The organism is Streptomyces sp. NPDC030840, assembly GCF_055572015.1.
This window is the reverse complement of record NZ_JBVIEE010000021.1, coordinates 21021-41673: the sequence shown is the minus strand read 5'-3', so window position 1 is coordinate 41673 and position 20653 is coordinate 21021. Positions and strand designations below refer to the sequence as shown.

General features: G+C 69.8%; 17 protein-coding genes and 3 pseudogenes. 4 read left to right on the top strand and 16 right to left on the bottom strand.

Annotated elements, in window-relative coordinates; translation table 11 throughout:
- Nucleotides 1-6: 6 nt before the first annotated feature.
- Nucleotides 7-237: pseudogene (locus ACZ49J_RS33890) on the bottom strand (response regulator); the annotation flags it as partial.
- A 136-nt stretch (nucleotides 238-373) separates the two neighbouring features.
- Between ACZ49J_RS33890 and ACZ49J_RS33885 the strand changes: the two are divergent.
- Both ACZ49J_RS33885 and ACZ49J_RS33880 read left to right on the top strand, forming a co-directional pair.
- Nucleotides 374-1831 (top strand): FG-GAP-like repeat-containing protein, encoded by a 1458-nt coding sequence (locus ACZ49J_RS33885; protein WP_467454336.1) that lies wholly within the window; start codon nucleotides 374-376, stop codon nucleotides 1829-1831.
- Nucleotides 1832-2169: 338 nt separating this feature from the next.
- Nucleotides 2170-3504 (top strand): ferredoxin reductase family protein, encoded by a 1335-nt coding sequence (locus ACZ49J_RS33880; RefSeq protein ID WP_467454335.1) that lies wholly within the window; start codon nucleotides 2170-2172, stop codon nucleotides 3502-3504.
- A 436-nt stretch (nucleotides 3505-3940) separates the two neighbouring features.
- Here ACZ49J_RS33880 and ACZ49J_RS33875 read toward each other — a convergent pair whose 3' ends face one another.
- The 13 genes from ACZ49J_RS33875 to ACZ49J_RS33815 all read right to left on the bottom strand — a co-directional run bounded on the left by ACZ49J_RS33875 (nucleotide 3941) and on the right by ACZ49J_RS33815 (nucleotide 14985).
- The gene (locus ACZ49J_RS33875) at nucleotides 3941-4621 is read right to left on the bottom strand and encodes a polysaccharide deacetylase family protein (protein WP_467454334.1); all 681 of its coding nucleotides are present in this window, start codon (nucleotides 4619-4621) and stop codon (nucleotides 3941-3943) included.
- 183 nt (nucleotides 4622-4804) lie between these two features.
- The gene (locus ACZ49J_RS33870) at nucleotides 4805-5473 is read right to left on the bottom strand and encodes a glycoside hydrolase family 11 protein (RefSeq protein ID WP_467454333.1); all 669 of its coding nucleotides are present in this window, start codon (nucleotides 5471-5473) and stop codon (nucleotides 4805-4807) included.
- 603 nt (nucleotides 5474-6076) lie between these two features.
- A complete protein-coding gene (locus ACZ49J_RS33865) occupies nucleotides 6077-6679 on the bottom strand; it encodes an HNH endonuclease family protein (RefSeq protein WP_468351363.1) in 603 nt (200 codons plus the stop codon).
- Between the two features lie 575 nt (nucleotides 6680-7254).
- Entirely contained in the window at nucleotides 7255-8088 is an 834-nt protein-coding gene (locus ACZ49J_RS33860; protein WP_467454330.1) for a PIG-L family deacetylase, read from the bottom strand.
- Between the two features lie 370 nt (nucleotides 8089-8458).
- Nucleotides 8459-8728: a hypothetical protein gene (locus ACZ49J_RS33855; protein WP_467454329.1), complete on the bottom strand. Its 270-nt coding sequence runs from the start codon at nucleotides 8726-8728 to the stop codon at nucleotides 8459-8461.
- 52 nt (nucleotides 8729-8780) lie between these two features.
- Nucleotides 8781-9104: an SCO5918 family protein gene (locus ACZ49J_RS33850; RefSeq protein ID WP_467454328.1), complete on the bottom strand. Its 324-nt coding sequence runs from the start codon at nucleotides 9102-9104 to the stop codon at nucleotides 8781-8783.
- A gap of 36 nt (nucleotides 9105-9140) precedes the next feature.
- Nucleotides 9141-9488: a CBS domain-containing protein gene (locus tag ACZ49J_RS33845; RefSeq protein WP_467454327.1), complete on the bottom strand. Its 348-nt coding sequence runs from the start codon at nucleotides 9486-9488 to the stop codon at nucleotides 9141-9143.
- A gap of 45 nt (nucleotides 9489-9533) precedes the next feature.
- A complete protein-coding gene (locus tag ACZ49J_RS33840) occupies nucleotides 9534-11036 on the bottom strand; it encodes a DEAD/DEAH box helicase (protein ID WP_467454325.1) in 1503 nt (500 codons plus the stop codon).
- Nucleotides 11037-11268: 232 nt separating this feature from the next.
- Complete coding sequence (locus ACZ49J_RS33835; protein ID WP_028799214.1) at nucleotides 11269-11472, bottom strand: cold-shock protein; 204 nt, start codon at nucleotides 11470-11472, stop codon at nucleotides 11269-11271.
- A gap of 870 nt (nucleotides 11473-12342) precedes the next feature.
- Nucleotides 12343-13218: an ABC transporter permease gene (locus ACZ49J_RS33830; protein ID WP_467454324.1), complete on the bottom strand. Its 876-nt coding sequence runs from the start codon at nucleotides 13216-13218 to the stop codon at nucleotides 12343-12345.
- The gene (locus tag ACZ49J_RS33825; RefSeq protein WP_467454323.1) at nucleotides 13215-14147 is read right to left on the bottom strand and encodes an ABC transporter ATP-binding protein; all 933 of its coding nucleotides are present in this window, start codon (nucleotides 14145-14147) and stop codon (nucleotides 13215-13217) included. Before ACZ49J_RS33825 ends, ACZ49J_RS33830 begins: the two co-directional genes overlap by 4 nt.
- Nucleotides 14144-14488 carry a transcriptional regulator gene (locus tag ACZ49J_RS33820; RefSeq protein ID WP_467454322.1) on the bottom strand — a complete coding sequence of 115 codons (345 nt, stop codon included), beginning with the start codon at nucleotides 14486-14488 and terminating at the stop codon, nucleotides 14144-14146. Before ACZ49J_RS33820 ends, ACZ49J_RS33825 begins: the two co-directional genes overlap by 4 nt.
- Entirely contained in the window at nucleotides 14485-14985 is a 501-nt protein-coding gene (locus ACZ49J_RS33815; RefSeq protein WP_467454471.1) for a hypothetical protein, read from the bottom strand. Before ACZ49J_RS33815 ends, ACZ49J_RS33820 begins: the two co-directional genes overlap by 4 nt.
- A gap of 197 nt (nucleotides 14986-15182) precedes the next feature.
- Between ACZ49J_RS33815 and ACZ49J_RS33810 the strand changes: the two are divergent.
- A pseudogene (locus ACZ49J_RS33810) lies at nucleotides 15183-15371 on the top strand (lantibiotic dehydratase C-terminal domain-containing protein); the annotation flags it as partial.
- A gap of 66 nt (nucleotides 15372-15437) precedes the next feature.
- Here the strand turns inward: ACZ49J_RS33810 and ACZ49J_RS33805 are convergent.
- Nucleotides 15438-17453: a glycosyl hydrolase gene (locus ACZ49J_RS33805; protein WP_467454321.1), complete on the bottom strand. Its 2016-nt coding sequence runs from the start codon at nucleotides 17451-17453 to the stop codon at nucleotides 15438-15440.
- A 1546-nt stretch (nucleotides 17454-18999) separates the two neighbouring features.
- Here ACZ49J_RS33805 and ACZ49J_RS33800 point away from each other — a divergent pair.
- Complete coding sequence (locus tag ACZ49J_RS33800; RefSeq protein ID WP_467454319.1) at nucleotides 19000-20277, top strand: DUF418 domain-containing protein; 1278 nt, start codon at nucleotides 19000-19002, stop codon at nucleotides 20275-20277.
- 135 nt (nucleotides 20278-20412) lie between these two features.
- Here ACZ49J_RS33800 and ACZ49J_RS33795 read toward each other — a convergent pair.
- A pseudogene (locus ACZ49J_RS33795) lies at nucleotides 20413-20502 on the bottom strand (VOC family protein); the annotation flags it as partial.
- Nucleotides 20503-20653: the final 151 nt, after the last annotated feature.

Sequence of the window (20653 nt, the reverse complement as noted above, 5' to 3'; positions counted from 1 at the left end):
ATGACGGAAGCCGCTGGCGCCGGCCCGCAGCGCCTTGGCCACGTACTCGTCGGTCTCGAACATCGTGAGGATGAGGATGCGGGTGCCGGCCAGGTCCGGGTCGTCGCAGATGGTCGTGGTGGCGACGAGGCCGTCGGTGCAGGGCATGCGGATGTCCATGAGGACGACGTCGGGGTGGCGGGTGCGGGTGAGTGCGACCGCGTCCTGGCCGTTGGCGGCCTCGCCGACGACCTCCATCTCCCGCGCTGTGGTGCTCTGTTGCCCTCCGCCGCCGTATCGCGGGCCACCTCTCCTTTCCCGTACAACCCTTCAGGCTCACGAGAGGTCATCTCTGAGCCGTTCGTATGCCTTCGCATGTCCTGGAGAGGAATTCATGTCCCGCCCCCACCACAAGCGCTCCCGGCGTCCCGTCGTCCTGGGCGCCACCGCCGTCGCGGCCGCCCTGGCCGGTGGCCTGCTCATCACCCTGCCCGGCGGCGCGAGTGCCGCCGGATCGGGTCTCGCCGACGACTTCAACGGCGACGGCTACCGCGACTTGGCGATCGGCGCCCCGGGTGCTGTCGCGGGAGGGAAGGCGAAGGCGGGCGCCGTGGTCGTCAACTACGGCTCGGCGAGCGGTATCAGCGCCGCGCGCCACAAGAGAACATCGCAGAGTTCCTCCGGCGTGCCGGGCGCCTCGGAGACCTCCGACCGCTTCGGCACCGAGCTCGCGCACGGCGACCTCAACAGGGACGGCTACGGCGATCTCGTCGTGGGCGCACCGCTGGAGGACGTCGGCGGCGATGCCGACGGCGGTTCGGTCACGATCCTGTGGGGCGGCTCGTCCGGCCTGTCGGGCGGCACGACGATCAGCGACCCGAACGCGTCGGGTCACGACCGGTTCGGCCAGTCCCTCGCGGTCGGTGACTTCACCGGTGACGGGAAGGCCGATCTGGCGGTCGGTTCCACCGGCAAGGACGTGTGGATCTTCAAGGGCGGCTTCACCAAGTCCGGCGGCGCGGCCGGGAAGCTGCGCTTCGACGCGCAGATCGAGTCCGGCGCGTACCCCAGGGGCGCCGTCCAACTGGCCGCCGGGGACTTCGACGACGACGGGGCGGACGACGTGGTGGTCGGGTCCTCCGCGGGCAACTTCGTCTACCGGGGCTCCTCGACCGGGCCCACGCTGCAGACCGAGGCGGGCGAGGGGTACGCGGGCGCGCTCACCGTGGCCGACTTCGACCGCGACGGACACGACGACCTGGTCGTCGGCACCGACTTCCTCGACATCTTCGACCAGACGGCGAAGGGCGGCTACGCCACCGTCTTCTACGGCGGTACGGCGGGCGTCGACACCACACGCAGCGCCGTCTTCAGCCAGGACACCGAGGGTGTTCCGGGCGCGGACGAGTCCGACGACTCGTTCGGCGGCACCCTCGCGGCGGGCGACGTCAACGACGACGGCTATCCGGACCTCGCCGTCGGCGCGGACTTCGAGTCCATCGGCTCCGCGGCCCACGCGGGGAGCGTCTGGGTGCTGCGCGGTGGCGCCTCCGGCCTCACGGCGGCCGGCGCCCAGTCCTTCAACCAGGGCACCTCGGGTGTCCCGGGCGCCAACGAGTCGTCGGACATGTTCGGCCACGCCATCCACCTCGCCGACCACAACAAGGACGGCCGCGCCGACCTGTCGGTGGGCGCGGGCGGCGAGAACAGTGACGACGGCGCCGTGTGGGTCCTGCGCGGCTCCACCGGAGGCGTCACGACCAGCGGCGCGGTGAGCTTCGGCGCGTCGTCGGTGGGCATCGGGAACTCGGGGGACGACCCCATGTTCGGGGACACCATGTCGGGCTCCTGACCAGGTGGACGGACAGCCGGACTGACGACGTCGTACGCGGCAGCCGACGGCGTCGGCGAGGACGTCGCCGGTCCGGCGGTCCCAGTCCTCGCCCGCCCCGGATCACCCTCAGGCAACCTTCCTGCCGCACCCCATGCCCCCGCTCGGCAGGGCCCATCGAACGCCGAAAGCCGAACTGCGTCTGAATTCTGCGGCTCTGGCGTGAACCGATCGGTCCCGCGCTCCGTATGCTTATCCGATCGACGGCGCGTATCCGGACGAACCACTCGACCCTCATGGGGTCAGCACACACAGGCCGCGCATACAGCGGGCCACGGGGATGCGAGGAAAGCATGGCGATGGCGAGAAGAACGGTGCGCGGAGGCACCGTGCTTCCGGTGGACGCGGCGCGCTTGACGATGTGGACGTTCGTCATCGTCAACGCGGTGATCGTCGAGACGTTGTTCCTCAGCGCCGGTTCAGGCAAGAACGGGGTGCTGACGGTCGCCAAGTTCTTCGGACTGCACGCGGCCCTTCTGATGCTGTTCCAACTGCTGCTGGTCGCCCGGCTGCCGTGGCTGGACCGCCGCATCGGGATGGACCGGCTCACGGTGTGGCACCGCTGGGTCGGCTTCCTGCTGCTGTGGACCGTCCTCACCCACGCCACGCTGGTGGTGCTCGGTTACGCCCACCTCGACGACGCCTCCATGGGGAAGACGTTCGTCGCACTGAGCGGGGTGCCGGCCTCCCTGCTGGGCATGCTCGCCGCAGCCGTCATCGTCGTGATCGCCGTGATCTCCACCCGGCCGCTGCGGCGGCGACTGCGGTACGAGGTCTGGCACGGTCTGCACCTGCTGCTCTACGTGGCCCTGGGCCTGTCGTTCGTCCACCAGCTGCAGGAGACCACGACGTTCACGTCCTCCGCGTTCGCCACGGCCTATTGGTGGATTCTCTGGCTGTTCGCCTTCGGTGCCCTGCTGACCGGGCGTGTCGCCATGCCGCTGTGGCGCAACGCCTACCACCGGTTCCGCGTCGCGGCCGTGGTCCCGGAGTCGGACAACGTGGTCTCCGTGTACGTCACCGGCCGGCACCTCGACAAACTCCCGGCCAGGGCGGGGCAGTTCTGCATCTGGCGGTTCCCCGGGCACAACCACTGGTGGCTGGCCAACCCCTTCTCCCTGTCGGCGGCGCCGGACGGGCAGGGGCTGCGCCTCACGGCGAAGGCGGCGGGCAGCACCAGTGCCGGCCTGCGGAACGTCCCGGTCGGCAGCCGCGCGTTCGTCGAGGGGCCGTACGGGGCGTTCACCTCGCTGCACCGGAGCCGGCCCGGCACCCTGCTGATCGCCGGGGGCGTGGGGATCACGCCCGTGCGGGCCATGCTGGAGGAGGAGGCGACCGGCGACGTCGTCGTGCTGTACCGGGTGCGCAGCGAGGCCGACGCCGTGCTGCTGAGCGAGGTGCGCCAGCTGGTCGAGCTCCGGGGCGGACGACTGCACCTGCTCACCGGCAGGACCGGCGAGGGAGGCACCCCGCCGTTCGCCCCCGACAGCCTGCACCGCCTGGTCCCCGACATCACCGAACGCGACGTGTACGTCTGCGGCCCGCCCGCCATGACCGGAGCCGTACTCGCCGGCCTACGGGACCTGCGGGTCCCCGCGCGGCAGGTGCACGCCGAGAAGTTCGGTCTGGCCTGACCCGTCTGTGCCCGTGCCTTCCCGCTCCGACAGGCCGCGGCCTCCCCACACCCGGTGCGTGCGGCCGGCACTGTGGACGTGGCCCGGAGGCGGCTCCGGGCTATCGGTTCTGTGCTCCGAACCAGCGGACCGCGGCGATGGCGAGTCCGATGACCGCGGCGATCGTGACCATTGCGGCGATCTTGGCGCCCAGGTCCATTGCTCCGAACACGTGCGTCTCCCCTCGTTGATGGCCGCAGCTCCTGCGGACACCTGTTCGCGTTCTCGTGTGGGATGACCATGACATGCTCTTCCGGTGCACGTCGCGAGCAAGGTGGAAGTCTTGAGGATCTTCTGAGCTCGGCCGCCCCGTCACACCCGGCCGGCACGGTCAGCCTGTGGTGCGGGAGACCGTTGGCCAGGTCCGCTTGCCGCTTGCCGTTGCCGTTGTCGCCGTCTATGTCGTTGTCGGAGCCACGGCGCGGCCGGTTTGCGGGGAGATCATGCCGGCGCACAGGCCGCGGCTCGCCAGCCCCTGCGCGATGCGGGGGATGGCTGCGCGGGAGTTGGCGGCCCAGTCGTGCATGAGGATGACCTGGCCGCTGGTGAGCCGGCCGGCCGCTGCCACGATCGCGTCGGTGCTGGCGCCGTTCCAGTCCTGCGAGTCGACGTTCCAGATGATCTCGGTCAGGCCGTACCTGGTCGCGACGGCTCTCACCGTCGAGTTGGTCTCGCCGTACGGCGGCCGGAACAGCTTCGGCGTACCGCCGCCCGCGGCCGCGATGGCCTGCTGGGTCCGGGAGATCTCCGAGTCGATCGTCGCCTGGCTCTGCTGGGTCAGGCGCGGGTGGGTGTAGCTGTGGTTGCCGACCCACATGCCGGCATTGACCTGCGCCTTGACCTGGGCCGGGTAGGCGGCGGCGTACTGGCCCTGGTTGAACATCGTGGCCCGCAGTCCGTTCTGGGTGAGCGCGTTGAGCAGGGCCGGGGTGTTGCCGGACGGGCCGTCGTCGAAGGTGAGCCCGACGTACCCGTTGCAGGCGGCGGCCTGGGCCGGGGCGGCGGTGTCGACGGTGAGGGTGCCGGCGGCAGCGAGCGCGGCGGCGACGAGCAGCGAGAGACGTGGTGCGGCTTTCATGAGGAGCGGGCCTCCAGCCTGGGGGATTCGGGAGTCGGCGCCTGGGGCTTGGACAGCCGGCGCCGCTGTTCCGGATGAGAGGGGGGCAAGGAGCCGGGGGAGAGAAACCCCACGGGGACGGCAGGTTCGTCGTCACGGCCGCCGCGTCACGGCCACTCCGCAGCCTCCCCCCTCCGAACTGGCCTAGTACACCGTGATGTTGGAGCTCCCGCTGCTCTGGTATCCCTCGGTGGCGAGGATCATGTAATAGCTGAAGCTCCCCAGGCGCATTCCGGCGCGGGCCCAGGCGTCGAAGTGGTTGCCGGTGGTGATGGTGCCACCGGTCCGTTTCGACTGCCGGACGCTCCAGTACTGGTTGAACGTGCGGATTCCTTCGACGGACGGGGCGTTGTAGCGCGTGGTCTGGTAGATGTCGTACGTGCCGCCGTCGCTGGTGACGGTGCCCTTGTGCGTTCCCGTGGGCCGGTAGGTGCCCCAGTTGTCGACGACGTAGTACTCGACGAGCGGGTTCGACGTCCACCCGTAGAGAGTCAGGTAGCCGTTGCCGGACGGGTTGAAGCTGCCGGAGTAGGTCACGGTCCGGCGTGAGCCGTTGCTCCAGCCCTTGCCGGCGACGAAGTTCCCGGTGTTCCTCCACGAGGTGCTGTAGTTGCCGCCGGAGTTCAGGGTCATGGACACCGTGCCCTGGCTGTCCGTCCAGAACGAGTAGTAGTACCCGTTGTTGGTTCCGGTCTGGTTCGTGGTGATGACCGTGGCCGCCTCGGCGGTGCCGGGCAGGGCCAACGTGGCTCCGGTGGCCAGCAGCAGGGTGCAGACGCTGCGGCGCGTCGGGTGTGCGGGTCCGTCGTTCATGAGCGTGCTTCCTCCTCGTCCTCGCAAGGCTGACGGGGGCTGGGCACCTTGTGTCGACGGGTGGTTCGTGCCAGCCCGCGTCGACAGTGGTGGAACTCTGCCAACGGCGACAGTGTTGATATGGCCCTGCCAACTGTCAATGGTTTCGGCATTGATCCCGAAACATTCGGTCGACCGATAGCGTCCTCGTCGGACATAAAGCCAGGTCGTGGCCGTGAGCGAGGGAGTGAATAGAGGTGTTCTTCGCCGTCCGCGATGGGTAGATCAATTGTCAGGCTCGACTCTTCGAATGTTTCGAAGAGCTTTCCCGTCGCACGGGGGAGGCGCGCACGGCGGGGAAGCAACGTGGCCCGACATCACGCGCACGGCCCTTCCCGCGCACGGCCCTTCCCGCGCACGGCCCCGCACCGCGTCACCGGGTTCGCGAGCGGACTCCGTTGGACGACACGCCACCGCTTCGCCGCTCGATCCGCTGCGGCACTCACGCCCAGGCGCCCGGAGAGTCCGTCGCGCATCTCGTCCACGAGGACCGATGGCAGGCCGGCAACCGGGCGCCTTGTTCTTACCGATCGGGCAGCGCGGGTCCTCGGAAACCCCGTTCCCTCAGTGACATGCGCCCAGAAGGGAACGCAGTGCGGTCTTCTCGGTCTTGGTCACGGAGAGGCCGTAGGAGAACTTCACATGAGTCCAAGCCCTGCCGTACACGCAGTGGTAGGCGGTGTTCGGCGGAACCCACTGGTCGGGCGACTGGTCGCCCTTCGTCCTGTTGACGACGTCCGAGACGGCGATGAGCTGTGTGGTGGAGAGGTCGTTGGCGAACTTGTGACGCCGTGCCGGGCTCCACTCGTCGGCTCCGGAGCGCCACGCGTTGGCGAGCGGCACGACGTGATCCACATGTACGTCGGACCTCGTGGTGAGGATCCGGTCGTCGTAGGGGCTGTGCCAGTGTTGCGTCGCCGCCTGTGCCTGCTGGCTGACCCCGACCTGTTTGCCGTCGCGTCTGAGGACGACCTCCTGTGTCCTGGGCCATTGCTCCTCGACCCAGTCCTCGAACTTGTCCCGGCTGTACCCCGCCATCGAATGCGGAGCTTCCACGGTGAGGGTCCTGAGTTCCTTGCGGGCCACGTCCGCGGGCGGGGCCTCGGGCACCATCGGCGGGAGGGGTGAGACCGGAGCACTGGCCGATTCGTGGGGCGGCGTGGCCACCGATCTGGATGGTCCGAGCGTCACGGCGGCGAGGGCGACCGGCACGGGGAGGAAGGCCACGGCCAGCGACAGGACCAGGGAGCGTCGATGGGAAAGCCCCGAAACTCCGTGGTCAGGGCCTATGTGAGGTGTGATCATATGTGGATGGGTACCGTGCGCCGCTGATCCGTTATCAGAAACAACCCACTTGGCGGACCTGCAGAACCTGCTGGGCTGCACGCACTGGGCCATTCACCCGATCACGCGCGCCGGAAGGTCTCCCGCGCCGCCCACCGGGTGGTGCTGCGGATGAACTCCGCCTGGTTCCTCCACAGCGCCCGCGCTCTGGCCCGCCCGGTGCCCGAGCTTACGGAGGACACCACGGTCGCCGACGCGATCGACCTGTTGCGTCGCCGCCGGGGCCTCCCTCGCCGCCATCGGCCACGGCTCCGCGATCACCGTCGTCCTTCTTCGACGCGGGCGGCTTCTTCGATGCCGGGCGGGATGGCGCGTCGCCTCGGTCGCGATCCGGGTGTGTGACCCGCTCGATCGTGTCGTGCCGTCGATGCGTTCTCCTGGCCCGTCGGACGGGCGGATCAGCGCAGTCCGGCGAAGAGATCGTCTTCGGGTAGGGCAGCGCCGGTGGTGTCCTGGACCCGTAGAAAGGTCTCCGTGCCCATCAACTCGCCGAACCTCTCCTTGCCCATCCTGAGGAAGAAGATGTTCTCGCCCTGACTGGCGTGCGCGGCCAGCGCGTCGAACTTCTGCCCGCTGAACGCCGTGGTGTCCACCCATGTGGTGATCTCGTCGTCGGGGAGGCCGATCTCAGCCATCGCGGCGGCCTCGGCAGGATCCGGCTCCGGCATGTCCGGATGAAACTCGCGCATGATCTCGCCGAACCGCCGCATCCCCGAGCGGGGCATCGTGGTCCAGTACACCTTCGGTGTCAGCGCGGTCATCTCCAGCGCCGCCATCGTGATGCGGTGGGCCTGGATGTGGTCGGGGTGGCCGTAGAAGCCGTTCTGGTCGTAGGTGACGACCACATCAGGCCGGTAGTGCCGCATGAGTTCCGCGAGTCGGGCCGCGCCCTCCTCCACCGGGGTCTGCCAGAAGGAACCGGGGGCGTCGTTGGTCGGCCAGCCCATCATTCCGGAGTCGGCATAGTCCAGCGTCTCCAGATCGCTGACCTTCAGGACGTCACAGCTCGCCTCGAGTTCTCGACGGCGCATCAGGGCGACTGCCGCCGGATCGTGCGCGGGATCACCCGGCTTGACACCCCCCGGCCCGTCACCGCAACCGCCGTCGGTACACGTCACGAGAACCGTGCGGACGCCCTCCGCCGCGTACCTCGCCAGGACCCCACCGGTTCCGGTGGCCTCGTCGTCGGGGTGGGCGTGCACCGCCATGAGCGTCAACGGCCGGTCAGTCATGAAACAGTCCTCCTGCAGACATACGTTGTGGTCCGACGGTGCGGCGGGCAAACCACGATCGTGGCGCCCGGATTCCGGGGAGGCCGGATCCTGGTGAGTCCCGACGACCTTGTGGTCGGCGTTCCCGCCGTGCGGCACCGGCCTCTCAGACGATGCAACCGTGCCGGCCGGGCCGGCTGTTCCCGGCGCGGACGCTTGGTCTTCCGGGCGTCGGGCTCAACGCGGACGAGGTACGGGCGCGACCTCGCATGTCTCAGTGCCACGTCGGATCCGACCCCATGCGGCACCAGCCGTGGGATGCCGACACGACATGTAAGCCCCCACAGCGGGAGAGCCGTCACCCGACTGCACCTGGACCACTACAACCAGCTCACCGCTCCGTCGGACAGCTGGTGGTCAGAGGCGGGCGGAATGAGGTGCTGGCGGTGTCTCGGCAGACCTTCCCGACTCGCACGGAGTGTCCCGCGAGGAGTTGGTTGATGTCGTCGGTATCGGGGGTGAAGACGGTTGCCTGAGCTCCCTGCACGGCCTCCCGCCCGGCCGCAGCCGCCAGAACGGCGGCGACGGCGTACTCGTGCCCAGGCAGGCCGGCTGCCGTCAGCATGTCGCGCGCCATGGCGATCACGTCGTCCGTGTGCACGACGCGGATAATGGCAGGGCCCTCCCGGGGTCTCTGACGCCGGTTTTCCGCCTCACCTCCCCGCGGAGGCGGTGCCCCCGAGCAGCGACGAAGCGGTCCGGAGCGGAGTGGGGACACCCACCGGCACGGTCTCGGGGTGCTCGTGGCAGGTGAAGCCGAGGCGGGTCATGGCCCGGACGACCTCCCCGCTGGTGAAGTCGCGGCGGTCCTGCCGGGTGACGATCTGGCCCACTTGCTCGGCCGGGTAGCGGCGGCGGCCGATGGTCACGGACTCACCCGTGACGCGCTCGGGCGTGATGCCCTTCATCGAGGCGAGCACCACCCTCTTGGTCAGCTCGAACGGGTACCGGGCGATGACACAGCGCGTGATCCTCACAGCGAAGAAGGAGAAGGGGCCGACCGGCGAAGTGGATCAGCCGGCGAGGGCTGGGACGCCCGGGGGCCGGCGATACCCCCCGACGGCGCCGGGACGAGCGCCGGGCGGGGTGAACGGTCCGTCGAGGATGTCCCGTAGGCGGATCCGGTCCGTGTAGGCGGGGCTGTCGCGGAGAGCGGTAAGCCGGACCAGGGTGATCAGGCCCGTGCTCTGGTCGTCCCCGTCGCACAGGACGAGGCGATCGACACGGGCACCGGCCATGAGGGAAAGAGCCACCTCGACCGTCATGTCGTCACGGACCCGAGGTCCGGACGGGTCCCTGTCGTCGACCACGGCCTTGGCGGCGTGATCCGTTACCGGGTGCTGTGGCTGAGCCGTCGTCATGGGTGCCTCCTGGCCGAAACGGATGGGCTGGTGATCACGGCGGCTCTAGGCGGCCGAGCCGAAGCCGGTCCGCCGCTGTGTCCTGCGGTGCGCCGCTTCCCCGACGGGCCGGGCCTGTCCGGTGTGGCCCCGGCGACCCCGACGGCGCTGGGACGGGGAAGACGCCCCGCGGGGACGCTCCGTGTCCGGCGCTGTGACGACGACCGGGACACCGGAAGGCGCCTGGGCGCCTGTGATGCGGCTCAGCTCCGCCTCGCCCGACCGCACCTGGGCGATCCGGGGGGTGATGCCCGCCGAAGCCATCAGCCGGCTCATGTCGCGACGCTGGTCAGGGGTCACCAGGGTGACGACGCTGCCGGACTCGCCGGCTCGGGCCGTACGACCGCCGCGGTGCAGGTAGTCCTTGGGGTCACTGGGCGGATCCACATTGACGACCAGGTCGAGGTTGTCGACGTGGATACCGCGCGCCGCGACGTTGGTCGCCACCAGGACCGTCACACGCCCGCTCTTGAACTGGGCCAGGGTCCGCGTGCGCTGCGGCTGGGACTTGCCACCGTGCAGGGCCGCGGCGCGGACACCGCTGCTCAGCAGGTGCTTGGTCAGCCGGTCCACCGCGTGCTTGGTGTCCAGGAACATGATCACTCGACCGTCTCGCGCCGCGATCTCGGTGGTCGTCCGATGCTTGTCCGCGTCGTGCACGTGGAGTACGTGGTGCTCCATCGTGGTGACCGCGCCCGCCGACGGGTCGACGGAGTGGACTACCGGGTCCATGAGGTAGCGGCGGACCAGCAGGTCGACGTTGCGGTCCAGGGTGGCCGAGAAGAGCATCCGCTGCCCGTCGGGACGCACCTGGTCGAGCAGGGCCGTGACCTGGGGCATGAAGCCCATGTCGGCCATCTGGTCGGCCTCGTCGAGGACCGTGATGCCGACGTCGTCCAGCCGGCAGTCCCCCCGCGCGATGAGGTCCTTGAGCCGCCCGGGCGTGGCGACGACCACCTCGGCCCCGGAGCGCAGCGCACCGGCCTGCCTGCCGATGGACATCCCGCCGACGACGGTGGCCAGCCGCAGGCTCACGGAGCGGGCGTACGGAGTGAGCGCGTCGGTGACCTGCTGGGCGAGCTCGCGGGTGGGGACGAGGACAAGGGCGAGCGGCTGCCGTGGCTCGGCACGCCGCCCCGCTGTACGGGCCAGTACGGCGAGGCCGAAGGCGAGGGTCTTGCCCGAGCCGGTGCGGCCGCGGCCGAGTACGTCACGACCGGCCAGGGAGTTCGGCAGGGTCGCCGCCTGGATCGGAAACGGTACGGTCACACCTTCGTGACCGAGCGTGGCCAACAGCCGTGCGGGCATGGCGAGGTCGGCGAACGACCCGACGGCGGGCAGCGCGGGCGTGATCGTCTTCGGTGGCGCGAACTCGCCCTGTACGGCCCGTCCGGCCTGGCGGCTTCCGTAGCCCTTCGAACGGTGCTGACCACCAGAGCGGTTGGCGCCGACGCCTCCTCCGAAGCGGTCATATGTGCGGGACGTCCGGGATGTGCGGGCACGCTTCATGCGGAACCTTCCTTGATGGGGCACGTATCAAGGAATGCCCGCAGCAGATGAGCGGCGCAGAGAATCTCGAGACGAGCCGAAGTTGATATGGGGCGAGTCGGACCGACGGGGAATGTTCACCGGTCGGTGGTGCGGTGGAGCCTTCCCGTCGCGCCCCTGGAAAGCAGCGAGCTGGGGCCCGCACCCCAGAGGTGCGGGCCCCAGCTGCGAAGGTAATGCGTCAGCGCCGGTGTCAGGCGGGAACGATGTTCTCGGCCGTCGGGCCCTTCTGGCCCTGCGCGATGTCGAACGACACCTTCTGGCCTTCCAGCAGCTCGCGGAAGCCCTGGGTGGCGATGTTCGAGTAGTGGGCGAAGACGTCGGCGCCACCACCGTCCTGCTCGATGAAGCCGAAGCCCTTTTCCGCGTTGAACCACTTCACGGTGCCAGTAGCCATGTCATTTCTCCTTGGAGACGGTGTCAGAAATTCGCCCTGTGCGAATCCCGTGTCGCCGTGATGATTACCCCGTCGGAAATGAACCTTCTGGCCAACCACACCTGCAACTGAGATCGACAGTAGCACGGTGCGATCGGCCCAGCACGGTCGATGATTTTGCCCCGGCCGACGGTCGAGGAATACTCGCCGTGCCCCGCGCCAATTTCTCATGTCACGGACACAGATATTGCTCTCCGCAGGCACGGCGTTTCCTGCCGTGCGTTTCCGCCCGCAGCCCTGTGACCTCCGTTGACGGGAGGTGTGCCGCTGCCACCGTCGTCAGCGGATGGCACAACGATGAACGAGCTGGGACCCCACTACCGCGATAAAGGTCACATCACCCGCGAAGAGCGCGAAGGCCGGTGGTCGGCAGGTGGTCGGACGTGGCCGCCCGCGCCCGCGCAGTACGTCGGCCCCCCGCAACGGCAGCGCGCGACCTCGTCCGCAAAGCTGGGGAATCGTCTACTACTCCTTCAGGTCCTGAACCCCCGCTGATCACAGCCCAGGCCAATTGGCCCGCAGGCGTGACCATGGCGGCATTCCCTGCGGAGCTGATTATCTCCGGGTCGCGGCGTTCGCGTAGGCAGCATCCTTGACCAACTCGGTCCGCGAATCGTCATGACCGCCGGGTCGGTCCTCGGGACCATCAGCCTGGTGATCGTGACGGCTGCCCCGCCCTGGCTCGTCCGCTGCTACGAGAGCAACGGCTTCGTCCGCACCGATACCTACAGGCGGACGAACGACTGGCCGGGGCAAGTGCTGCCCCGCAGGGTCCAGGTGGGCCTTGCCGTCGAGGCAGGGCACGGCGTAGCCCGGTGGTCGCGGGGCCGCCTACGCGGGCAGCGCGCCGCTCTGTGCCGCCTTGCGGTGGCGGGCGGACAGCCGCGAGCCGGACTCGCGGCGGGCGGCGCGACGCAGGAGGGGCACCGCGAGGAGGAACCCCAGGGCTGCCCAGGCGGTCAGGACCAGGGCGACCATGGGCAGTTCCCAGGAGCCGGCCGCCTCGGCGGCCCGTGCGGCGTCCGGCAGCAGCGCCGAACGCAGACCCTGCGCCATCCACTTGAGCGGGAAGACCGCGGCCACCTGCTGGACCGGCACGGGCAGCGACGTGATCGGAAACACCACTCCGGAGGTCATCAGCAGCCCCATGGTGGGCAGCATGATCAACGCCAACGCCTCACGCGGGTTGGGCAGCACGGCGCCGATGGCCGCGCCCAGCGGTACGACGGCGAGCAGCCCGAGTGTGGTGACCCACGCCAGCGTCAGCCAGGCGCCCGGCCCGTGCGGCAGTGGCCCGTCCGCCAGCAGCGCCCCGGCGACCAGGAGCAGCGCCAGGGTGCCGACCGCCAGGACGACCACCAGCAGGCACTTGGCGACGAGGTAGGCCGGTATCCCGCCGGGCGTGGCGCGCAGCCGCAGCAGGGTGCCCTCCTCCCGCTCGGTCACGAGGATCTGCGGGAGGTTGATCAGCCCGACCTGGAACAGCAGGTAGGCGGCGAAGCCCGCCAGCACCAGATGAGTCATCGGGGTCCGGGTGCCGGGCACGTCGTCGCTGACGTAGGCGGCGACGAGCAGCGCGACGACCACGTTGGTCAGATGGCCGGACATCTCCTTGCCGTTGCGCAGGAGGTGCCGCAGCTCGATTCCGCCGCGCTGGAGCCCGGCACGCCAGCTGTTCGTCCCTTTCGTCATGTGTGCCCCCGTCATGCGGCCGGTGCCTCCTCGTCCGCGTCCCTGTCCGTGCCCTCGGCCCCATCCGTGCCGTCGGCCTTCCGGTGGACCATGTGCAGATAGGTGTCCTCCAGCGTCGGGCGGCGGACCTCCAGGTCGGCGAGCGGGCCGGCCGCGTGCCGGTGGAGTTCCCAGACCAGCCGTGAGGGGTCCTCGGTGCGTTCGCGGCGGGGCGCCCCGTCGTCGGCCGTCCAGCGGACCTCGGCCTGGGCGGCGGCTCGCCGGGCCAGTTCCGCGGGTGTGCCACAGGCCCTGATCCGGCCGCCGACCAGCATGGCGATCCGGTCGGCGAGCCGCTCGGCCTCCGCCAGGTCATGGGTGGTGAGCAGGACGGTGACGCCCTCGTCGCGGGCCAGCCGTTCGACCAGGACGTGGAACTCGTGCCGCGCCTGAGGGTCGAAGCCGGTGGTGGGCTCGTCCAGGAAAAGGAGTTCGGGGCGGCCGACGATGCCGAGCGCGACGTCGAGGCGCCGGCGCTGGCCGCCGGAGAGCCGGTCCACCTGCCGGCCGGCCTGGTCGGTGAGGCCGACCAGGGCCAGCAGTTCGGCCGGGTCGCGCGGGTCGGGGTAGTAGGTCGCGAAGTGCGTCAGCAGCTCGGCGACCCGCCAGCGGCGGTGGTCGCGCCAGGACTGCAGGACCAGGCCGATCCGGCCACGCCACGCGTCGCCGCCCCGCTCGGGGTCCGTACCGAGGACGCTCACCTCACCGGCGGAACGCTGCCGGAAGCCCTCCAGGATCTCGACGGTGGTGGTCTTCCCCGCGCCGTTGGGCCCGAGCAGCGCGAAGACCTCGCCGCGGTGGATGTCCAGATCGATGCCGCGCAGGACGTCGACATCGCCGTACGCCATGGTCAGATCGCGTACCTGGATCACGGGCTGGACGTCGGTGCGCCCGAGCGCCGTCATCGGCCCGCCTCCGCGTGGGGCTGCTGTTGTGCCGCCCCGGTCGCGGGTCCGGCGCTGTCGACGATGGCCCGGAGCGCCGCCACATGTCCCTCGAAGGCGGTGCGACCTCGGTCCGTAAGCCGTACCTTCGTACGGCGGTTGCGGCCGCCGCCCTCCTTCTGGATCTCCAGGTATCCGGCCCCCTCCAAGGTGTGCAGCTGCTTGGAGAGCGCGGAGTCGCTGAGCGAGAGGCTGTCGCGGACGAACGCGAAGTCCGCCCACTCGGTGGCGGCGAGCAGCGCGACCACCGACAGCCGGGTGGCGGGGTGGATCACCTCGTCGAAGCCGGCGGGGGTGCTCATCGGCCCGCCTCCTCGTCGGCCGCCGGTTCGCCGCCGCTCCGCACCGAGTCGGCCGCCCAGCGGTTGGCGGGACCGAGGCAGAGCAGGTACACGGCCACCGCGGCCGTGGCCTGGATGGGGCCGGCGTAGATCGGCTCCAGTGGCTCGGTCAGGTGGTCCGACAGCACGATCGTCCCGCCGACCAGCACCGCTGCCGCACCGAACGCGGCCCACACACGCCCGGGGCAGCGAGTGCGGTGCAGTCGCATCCGGCTCCTGCGGCTGCTCATCACGACCAGCACGCTCAACAGGCCGGCGTAGGCGGCCATGAACAGTCCGACGCCCCACTGGGGCGGGTCCATGCCCACGCCGGCAAGGAACACCCACATGAGTGCGGCCGTGCCGTAGGTCATGCCGCGCCCGCCGGACACGGAGCGCTCGAACTCGTCGTACACCCGCTCCTGCGGCACGCGGATGCGCTGGAGATCCTTCCATGCCTGTTCGGCATCCACCGGCATGCTCACGGCGATCGCCCTCCCGTCCCCGATTACTTTCCTACCAGGAAAGTTACTCTCGACTTTCCCGATAGGCAAGTCGGAGGTTGGCCGGGACTGGGAGGCGGGAGCCGCGACGGTTACGACGCGGTCAGGCCGCGGTCACAGCCGCTCGTCCCGCCGCTCCGGCGGCACGAAGCGCACCCGCGGATGCCCGTGGCGGCACGGCGGTGTCCTGGCTGCCCTGCACCCACGAACCTGAGACCGATGCCTTCGGCGGGACCGAGGCCGTGGATGCCGCTCACGAGCTGTTCCACCAGGACAGCCGCCCCCTGCTCATCTACCAGCCTGGCCCGGAGAACCTCGGGCGCCGGAAAACCGCCGTGCTGCTGGCAACCTGCGACACCCGCTTCAGGAGAGGGGCCGAATCCTTGCCGGGTGGTGCCCGACGCAGGGGGTTGCCGCGTGCCGGTGCGTCATTCGGCCCTGATGTTGTCCACGTACACGGTGCCCTTGGTCGCCGCGCCGCTCCCATGGACGAGGTACAGATTGAACGCCGTCACCTTGGCGAGGTGAGCGGCGTCGAGCACGGCTCCGGCGTGTGCGGTGTCCCAGGGAGCGGGCGCGAAATCGCTGAAGGGCGCCCTGACCTCCTGCCCGCTCGTGTCGGACAGCGGAACCTGGTACCAGAAGTCGACTCCGCCGGCGACGATCTGGAGCGCCCCGCCGTTCGCGGAACCGTCGCCCCGCAGCCACAGCGCGAGGGACGTGAAGGCGGACCAGTCCGCGTCGACCGGCTTGCCCGTGCCGGTGTACTCGGCGCCGGTGAAGTCGTACGCGTAGGCCAGTCCGTAGGAGCCCGAGGACTTGTGGTCGGCGGACAGGGTGAGGGTGTGGGAGTTGACATGGGTGTACGCCTGGCTCAGGGCGGTGTCGTCTCCGGCGTATCCCTCGAAGTCGTCGACCCAGCCGGCAGGCAGGGGTGCGACCTCGCCGAGGAGGACCACGGCCGAGTCGGTGAGCGTCCTGCCGTCCGCCCGCGCGCTCACGGTGAGGGTCACCGAGCGGTTGTTCCGCGTGGCCGGGTCGATCGACCAGTCGCCCGAGTAGAAGCCGTCGGCGTCGAGGCGCAGCCGTCTGGGGCGTCCGCCGTTCACGGAGTAGGTGACCCGGCTCGCCCCCGCGGGTGTGACACGCACCCGGACGGTGGTCTTGGCGGCCGCTACGCGCTGCCGGTCCGTAGGGGTCACGAGGTGCATGAACGGGGCGTTCCTGACAGCGGTGGTGCGAGCGGAGTACACCCCCCGGAGATCGGAGGCGAACAGGGTGTAGGGGTCCTGCTGGTACTTGACGAAGTCCGGCAGCAGGACGTGGCCCGGGTACGGCACATAAGCACGCTTGGTGCCCCCGAAGTTGGCCCAGGTGAGCATGTACGTCACCTGACGGGCCAGCGGGTCCGCCTCGACGGCCCGCGACAGCTGGGTGAACCACTGCGGGTTGCGGACCTCGGTGCCGCCCTCCCCGAACTCGGTGAAGGCCGGAGCCTTGCCTCGCTCGTTCGCCAGCCGGACCACCATCGCCAGATCCTTCACCACACCGTCCAGCCAGGGGGTCGGTCCGGCGTTCTCGTCGTAGGAGTCGTAGCCGAGGATGTCGACGAAACGGTCGCCGGGGTAGGTCTTCAGGTAGCCGGTCGGGTCGCCTCCGAAACTCGAGTTGGGCGAGTAGGCGTAGAGCAGGTTGTGGACGCCCCTGGTGTCGCGCAGGTACTCGACGGTGTAGCGGAACAGCTCGATGAACTCGGCCGGGGTGGTGTGGCCGGCGCCCCACCAGAACCAGGCTCCGTTGTTCTCGTGGAAGGGGCGGAAGACGACCGGGATCGCGGTGCCGTCCGGCCGCCGCGCGCCCTTGACCGCCTTCGCGATGCGGTCGAGGAAGGCGTTGAAGTCCGCGTGTTTCGCGCCTCCGGGAAGGATCTGGCCGACCACTCGGCCCGTTGTGTCGTAGAAGTTCTCGCCGGTGACGAAGTTCGGCATGTGAGCGCTGAGGGTGTTGATCCCGCCGCGCGCGTCCCCCTGCCGGATGCACCGGCTGAGCGCGGCGATGTTCTCGGCTTCGGTCCCGCCCTCGAGGCCGGGGCGTTCGTCGCCGTCCAGGATGAGGGTGTCCCAGCCGAAGACCGCGGGGTAGTCGCCCACCGCTGCCCTGGTGTCGGACGCCTTGCCGTCGGGGGCGGTGAAGGTGAAGCCGTAGGTGAGGTCGTGCTGGTGACCGAACAGGATGCCCTTGCCCTGCTGCCGTTTCAGGTACGCGAACAGCGCGCGGGTGGCGGGGGTCGCCTTGTCGTCGACGATCCGGACCGGCGTCGGCGCACCGGCGAGCGCCGTGGGGGAGGGCGCCGCGGCGGCCACCGATGTCCGGGCGCCGGCTGCCGCGGCGACCGTGGCACCGAGGAGGATGAACGTGCGACGGTTCAGGGGGGAGCTGGGCATGTGTGTCTCCGTTTGACGTGGCGATCTCTCGCCCAGGGGAGGTGACCTCCCGGGGGCCGGGGCGCACCGCCCCGAGGGGTGTCGTGGGCCGCCCCCCCCGTCGGCGGCGCCAGGCGTCGTCGGGCACGGCGGCTGGTCGCCGTAGTCGTATGCCGGGCCGGGGGAGCGGGGGCGCTCAGGTAGCTTCGGACAGACGGCTGCTCGGCCTGCTCAGTCGGCCGTCGAACAGTTGCCGCATTTCAGGGGGCGGGCCGTCTCCCAGTCGCAGGTCTGCGACCCGGAGCCGTGAACCCGGCCCGGACTGCTTCGCGGAGCCTCGCGGGGACCCGTTGCGGGTGCGGCGCTGGAGAAAGAGGGACAGGAAGACGACGAGCGTGGGCGCGATGCGAGGACTGCCTCGGCCGTGATGCCATCCCCGTGGGCTCCGAAGGGGATGAGGAGTCGGAACGGCAGTGGCCAGGACCCCGGTGATCGGGTTGCCGCAGGGACCGGCCACGGCCTTTGTCCGGTCGTTGCCCGCGCCACCGCGAAGGCGGAGAACGTGGCTGCCACCGCTGCAAGGGCGACACTGGTCGCCGCTGCCCTGAGCATCCAGGGTCTGTAGGTCACTTGTGGGGGGTCCTTCCCATGACGCGATCGGCTGCAGGTGGATGGGGTCCTGGTCATGGACATCCGCGACGCAGGACACGGACGTGCTTCAAGTGGCGCTATTCGACTAGAGGTTGAGGAAAAAAGAAAGGCTGAGCAGCTCGCGAGACCCAGGCGCACGCTCTGTTCACCGCGCTTGCCACGGAGCGGCAAGCGCAGGACTGCCGCGCTCTGGTGGATGCCTGCGCCCTCGGTGCAGGGGGCATGCCGGGCTGTAGGAGAACTGGCGTCCGCTTTGCGCGCCAGTGACAGCGTGATCCGGACGAGTCTCGCGATGCCAGCCGATCCCGGACGCATACCCCTCCTGGAGAGATCCGCATGAGCGCGTGAGTCCGGGAGTTCGTCGTGCGGCTGCCGTACTGGCTGGATGCCTGAGCCCGGTGATCGGCGACACCACGCGGCCCTCTCCCACGTTGCCCGTGGAGTCCTGATCAGTGGCGCCGTGCTTGCGGCGGCTGCGGAGCCGGAACGGCGGCTGCGTGACGGACCGGAGCGTTGGGGCGCTGGGCTTCGCTGTCAGCCCCATACTCCGCTACGGGCTCGTGCCGCGCGGGCTTGTGCGCTGGGTGCCGGCCATGCGCTGAGGCGTTGGATGCGCCAGGGAGCGCGGCTCGTCCCGCCCCGTCCGCTCACGCAAACGGCCAGCTTCTGCCCCTCCTGGTCGGTCAGTCTGCGTACACGGACAGGCTCAGCCACCGCACCGAACCCAGGCGGTCAGAGCGCTAGACATGTTGCGGGATGACGAAGCGCCAGCCCTGTGACCATGCAAACCGTGGAGGCCGGCGGGTGGTCGGGTGGCGTTGTTCCGCCGGTCGGGGGGAGTCCCGGCCGGTCGGCGGGGGTTTCACCGAAGCCTGTCGGATGGCCCGCTTCCTGACGGCATCCAAGGATCCTGCGTATGGCACAGATAAAGCCGCCGCAGGCGGAATCGGCTGTGCAGGAGCACTCGCCTCCACCGCCGCAGGCCTCGTCCGAGTCGGGCGGGCAGGTCTCGGGCGGCCCTTCGATGGGGCGCCTGGTCGGGGTGGATCTGGCCCGTGCGCTGACGGTGTTCGGCATGTACATCGTGCACATCGCCCCGATGGACTCTCCCCAGGGGAGCGTCGGCAGCTGGGTGTACTTCCTGGCCGAGGGACGCTCCTCGGCCCTGTTCGCCACGCTCGCCGGGTTCTCGCTGATGCTGATCGTCGGCCGCCGTGAGCCGAAGACCGGCCTGGCGGGCCGGCAGGCGAAGGCCCGCATCAGGATCCGCGCCGTGATCCTGCTGGCCCTGGGCACCGTGCTGGCGATGGAGTACGGGGACATCATCATCCTCGCCTACTATGGCGTCTACTTCCTCCTCGCACTGCTCCTGGTACGACTGAGCGCCAGGACACTGGCGCTCATCGCGGCCGGGATCGCGCTGGTCATGCCACAGTTGGCGTTCGTTTTGCAGATGTGGCTGAGCGACTCCGTCCAGCAGAGCATCAACGCCTACGACCCGCTGGAACGGCTCAGCACCGTGGGAGTGCTCGATCTGCTGCTCACGGGCCTCTACCCGACCATCACGCGGATGACATTCGTGACCACCGGCATGGCTCTGGCCCGCCTCGACCTGTCCGCCCCCGTCGTCCGGCGGCGGCTGGCCGTCCTCGGTGCCGGCCTCGCCACAGCCGCCTACGGCCTGGCCACACTGCTGACCGGCGCGAGCGCGGTATGGAACGTCGGCGGAGGTGGAGGACCCTCCAGCGGCTCCGGTGCGGGCTCCATGGGCAGCGGCTTGGGGGTCTCCGGCTCCATGGGCAGCGCACCCGGCGGGCCCGAGCTGTCGGCCTCGGACCTGCTGGGCGCCGTCCCCCACACCGGCACCACCCTCGACACCATCGGCTGCGCGGGCATCGCAATCCTCGTGATCGTGGCCACGACGGCGGCGATGGACCGCCTGCCGCTACTGCGCCGCCTGGCGAAGCCGGTCATCGCCGTGGGCACCATGTCCCTGACCGCCTACGTAGGCCACTTCCTCGCACAGTCCGCGTGGCCCGCTTCCGGCGCCGGCACCACGACGTCCTGGGTACCCGTGCTCACGTACATCCTGACAGCGATCGTGTTCGCCACGATCTGGTCCCGCTTCTTCCGCCGCGGCCCTCTGGAGTATCTGCTCAACGCCGCCACCAAACCCGCCAAGTACATCCGCTGATGTCCGGTCGGGGTGGCTCGGCCTCCTGCCCCACCCCGGCCTGCACGGCCCGCTCGGCCCGCAAGGGGACAGCCCTTGCGGGCCTCGGCAGTGGACCTGGCCGAAGGCGTTTCGAGGAGAGCGAGACCCGACCTCACGGAGCTCGAACCCGACAATGTCCCGGTAGAAGGCGATGGCATCGTCGTAGTCGCGCACGACAACGGTCACCAGTCCGAGATGAGTCATCAGGCGATCTTGCCTGCAAGCCGTACGGGCGCACCATCCCAACCCGGCAAACCTTCCCGGTGAGAACCACTAGGCCGACGACGTATGAGTGGCCGTCGAAGCGCAGTTGGAAACGGTTGAGTGTCGTCACCGGCGGAGCCCAACCTCGCGC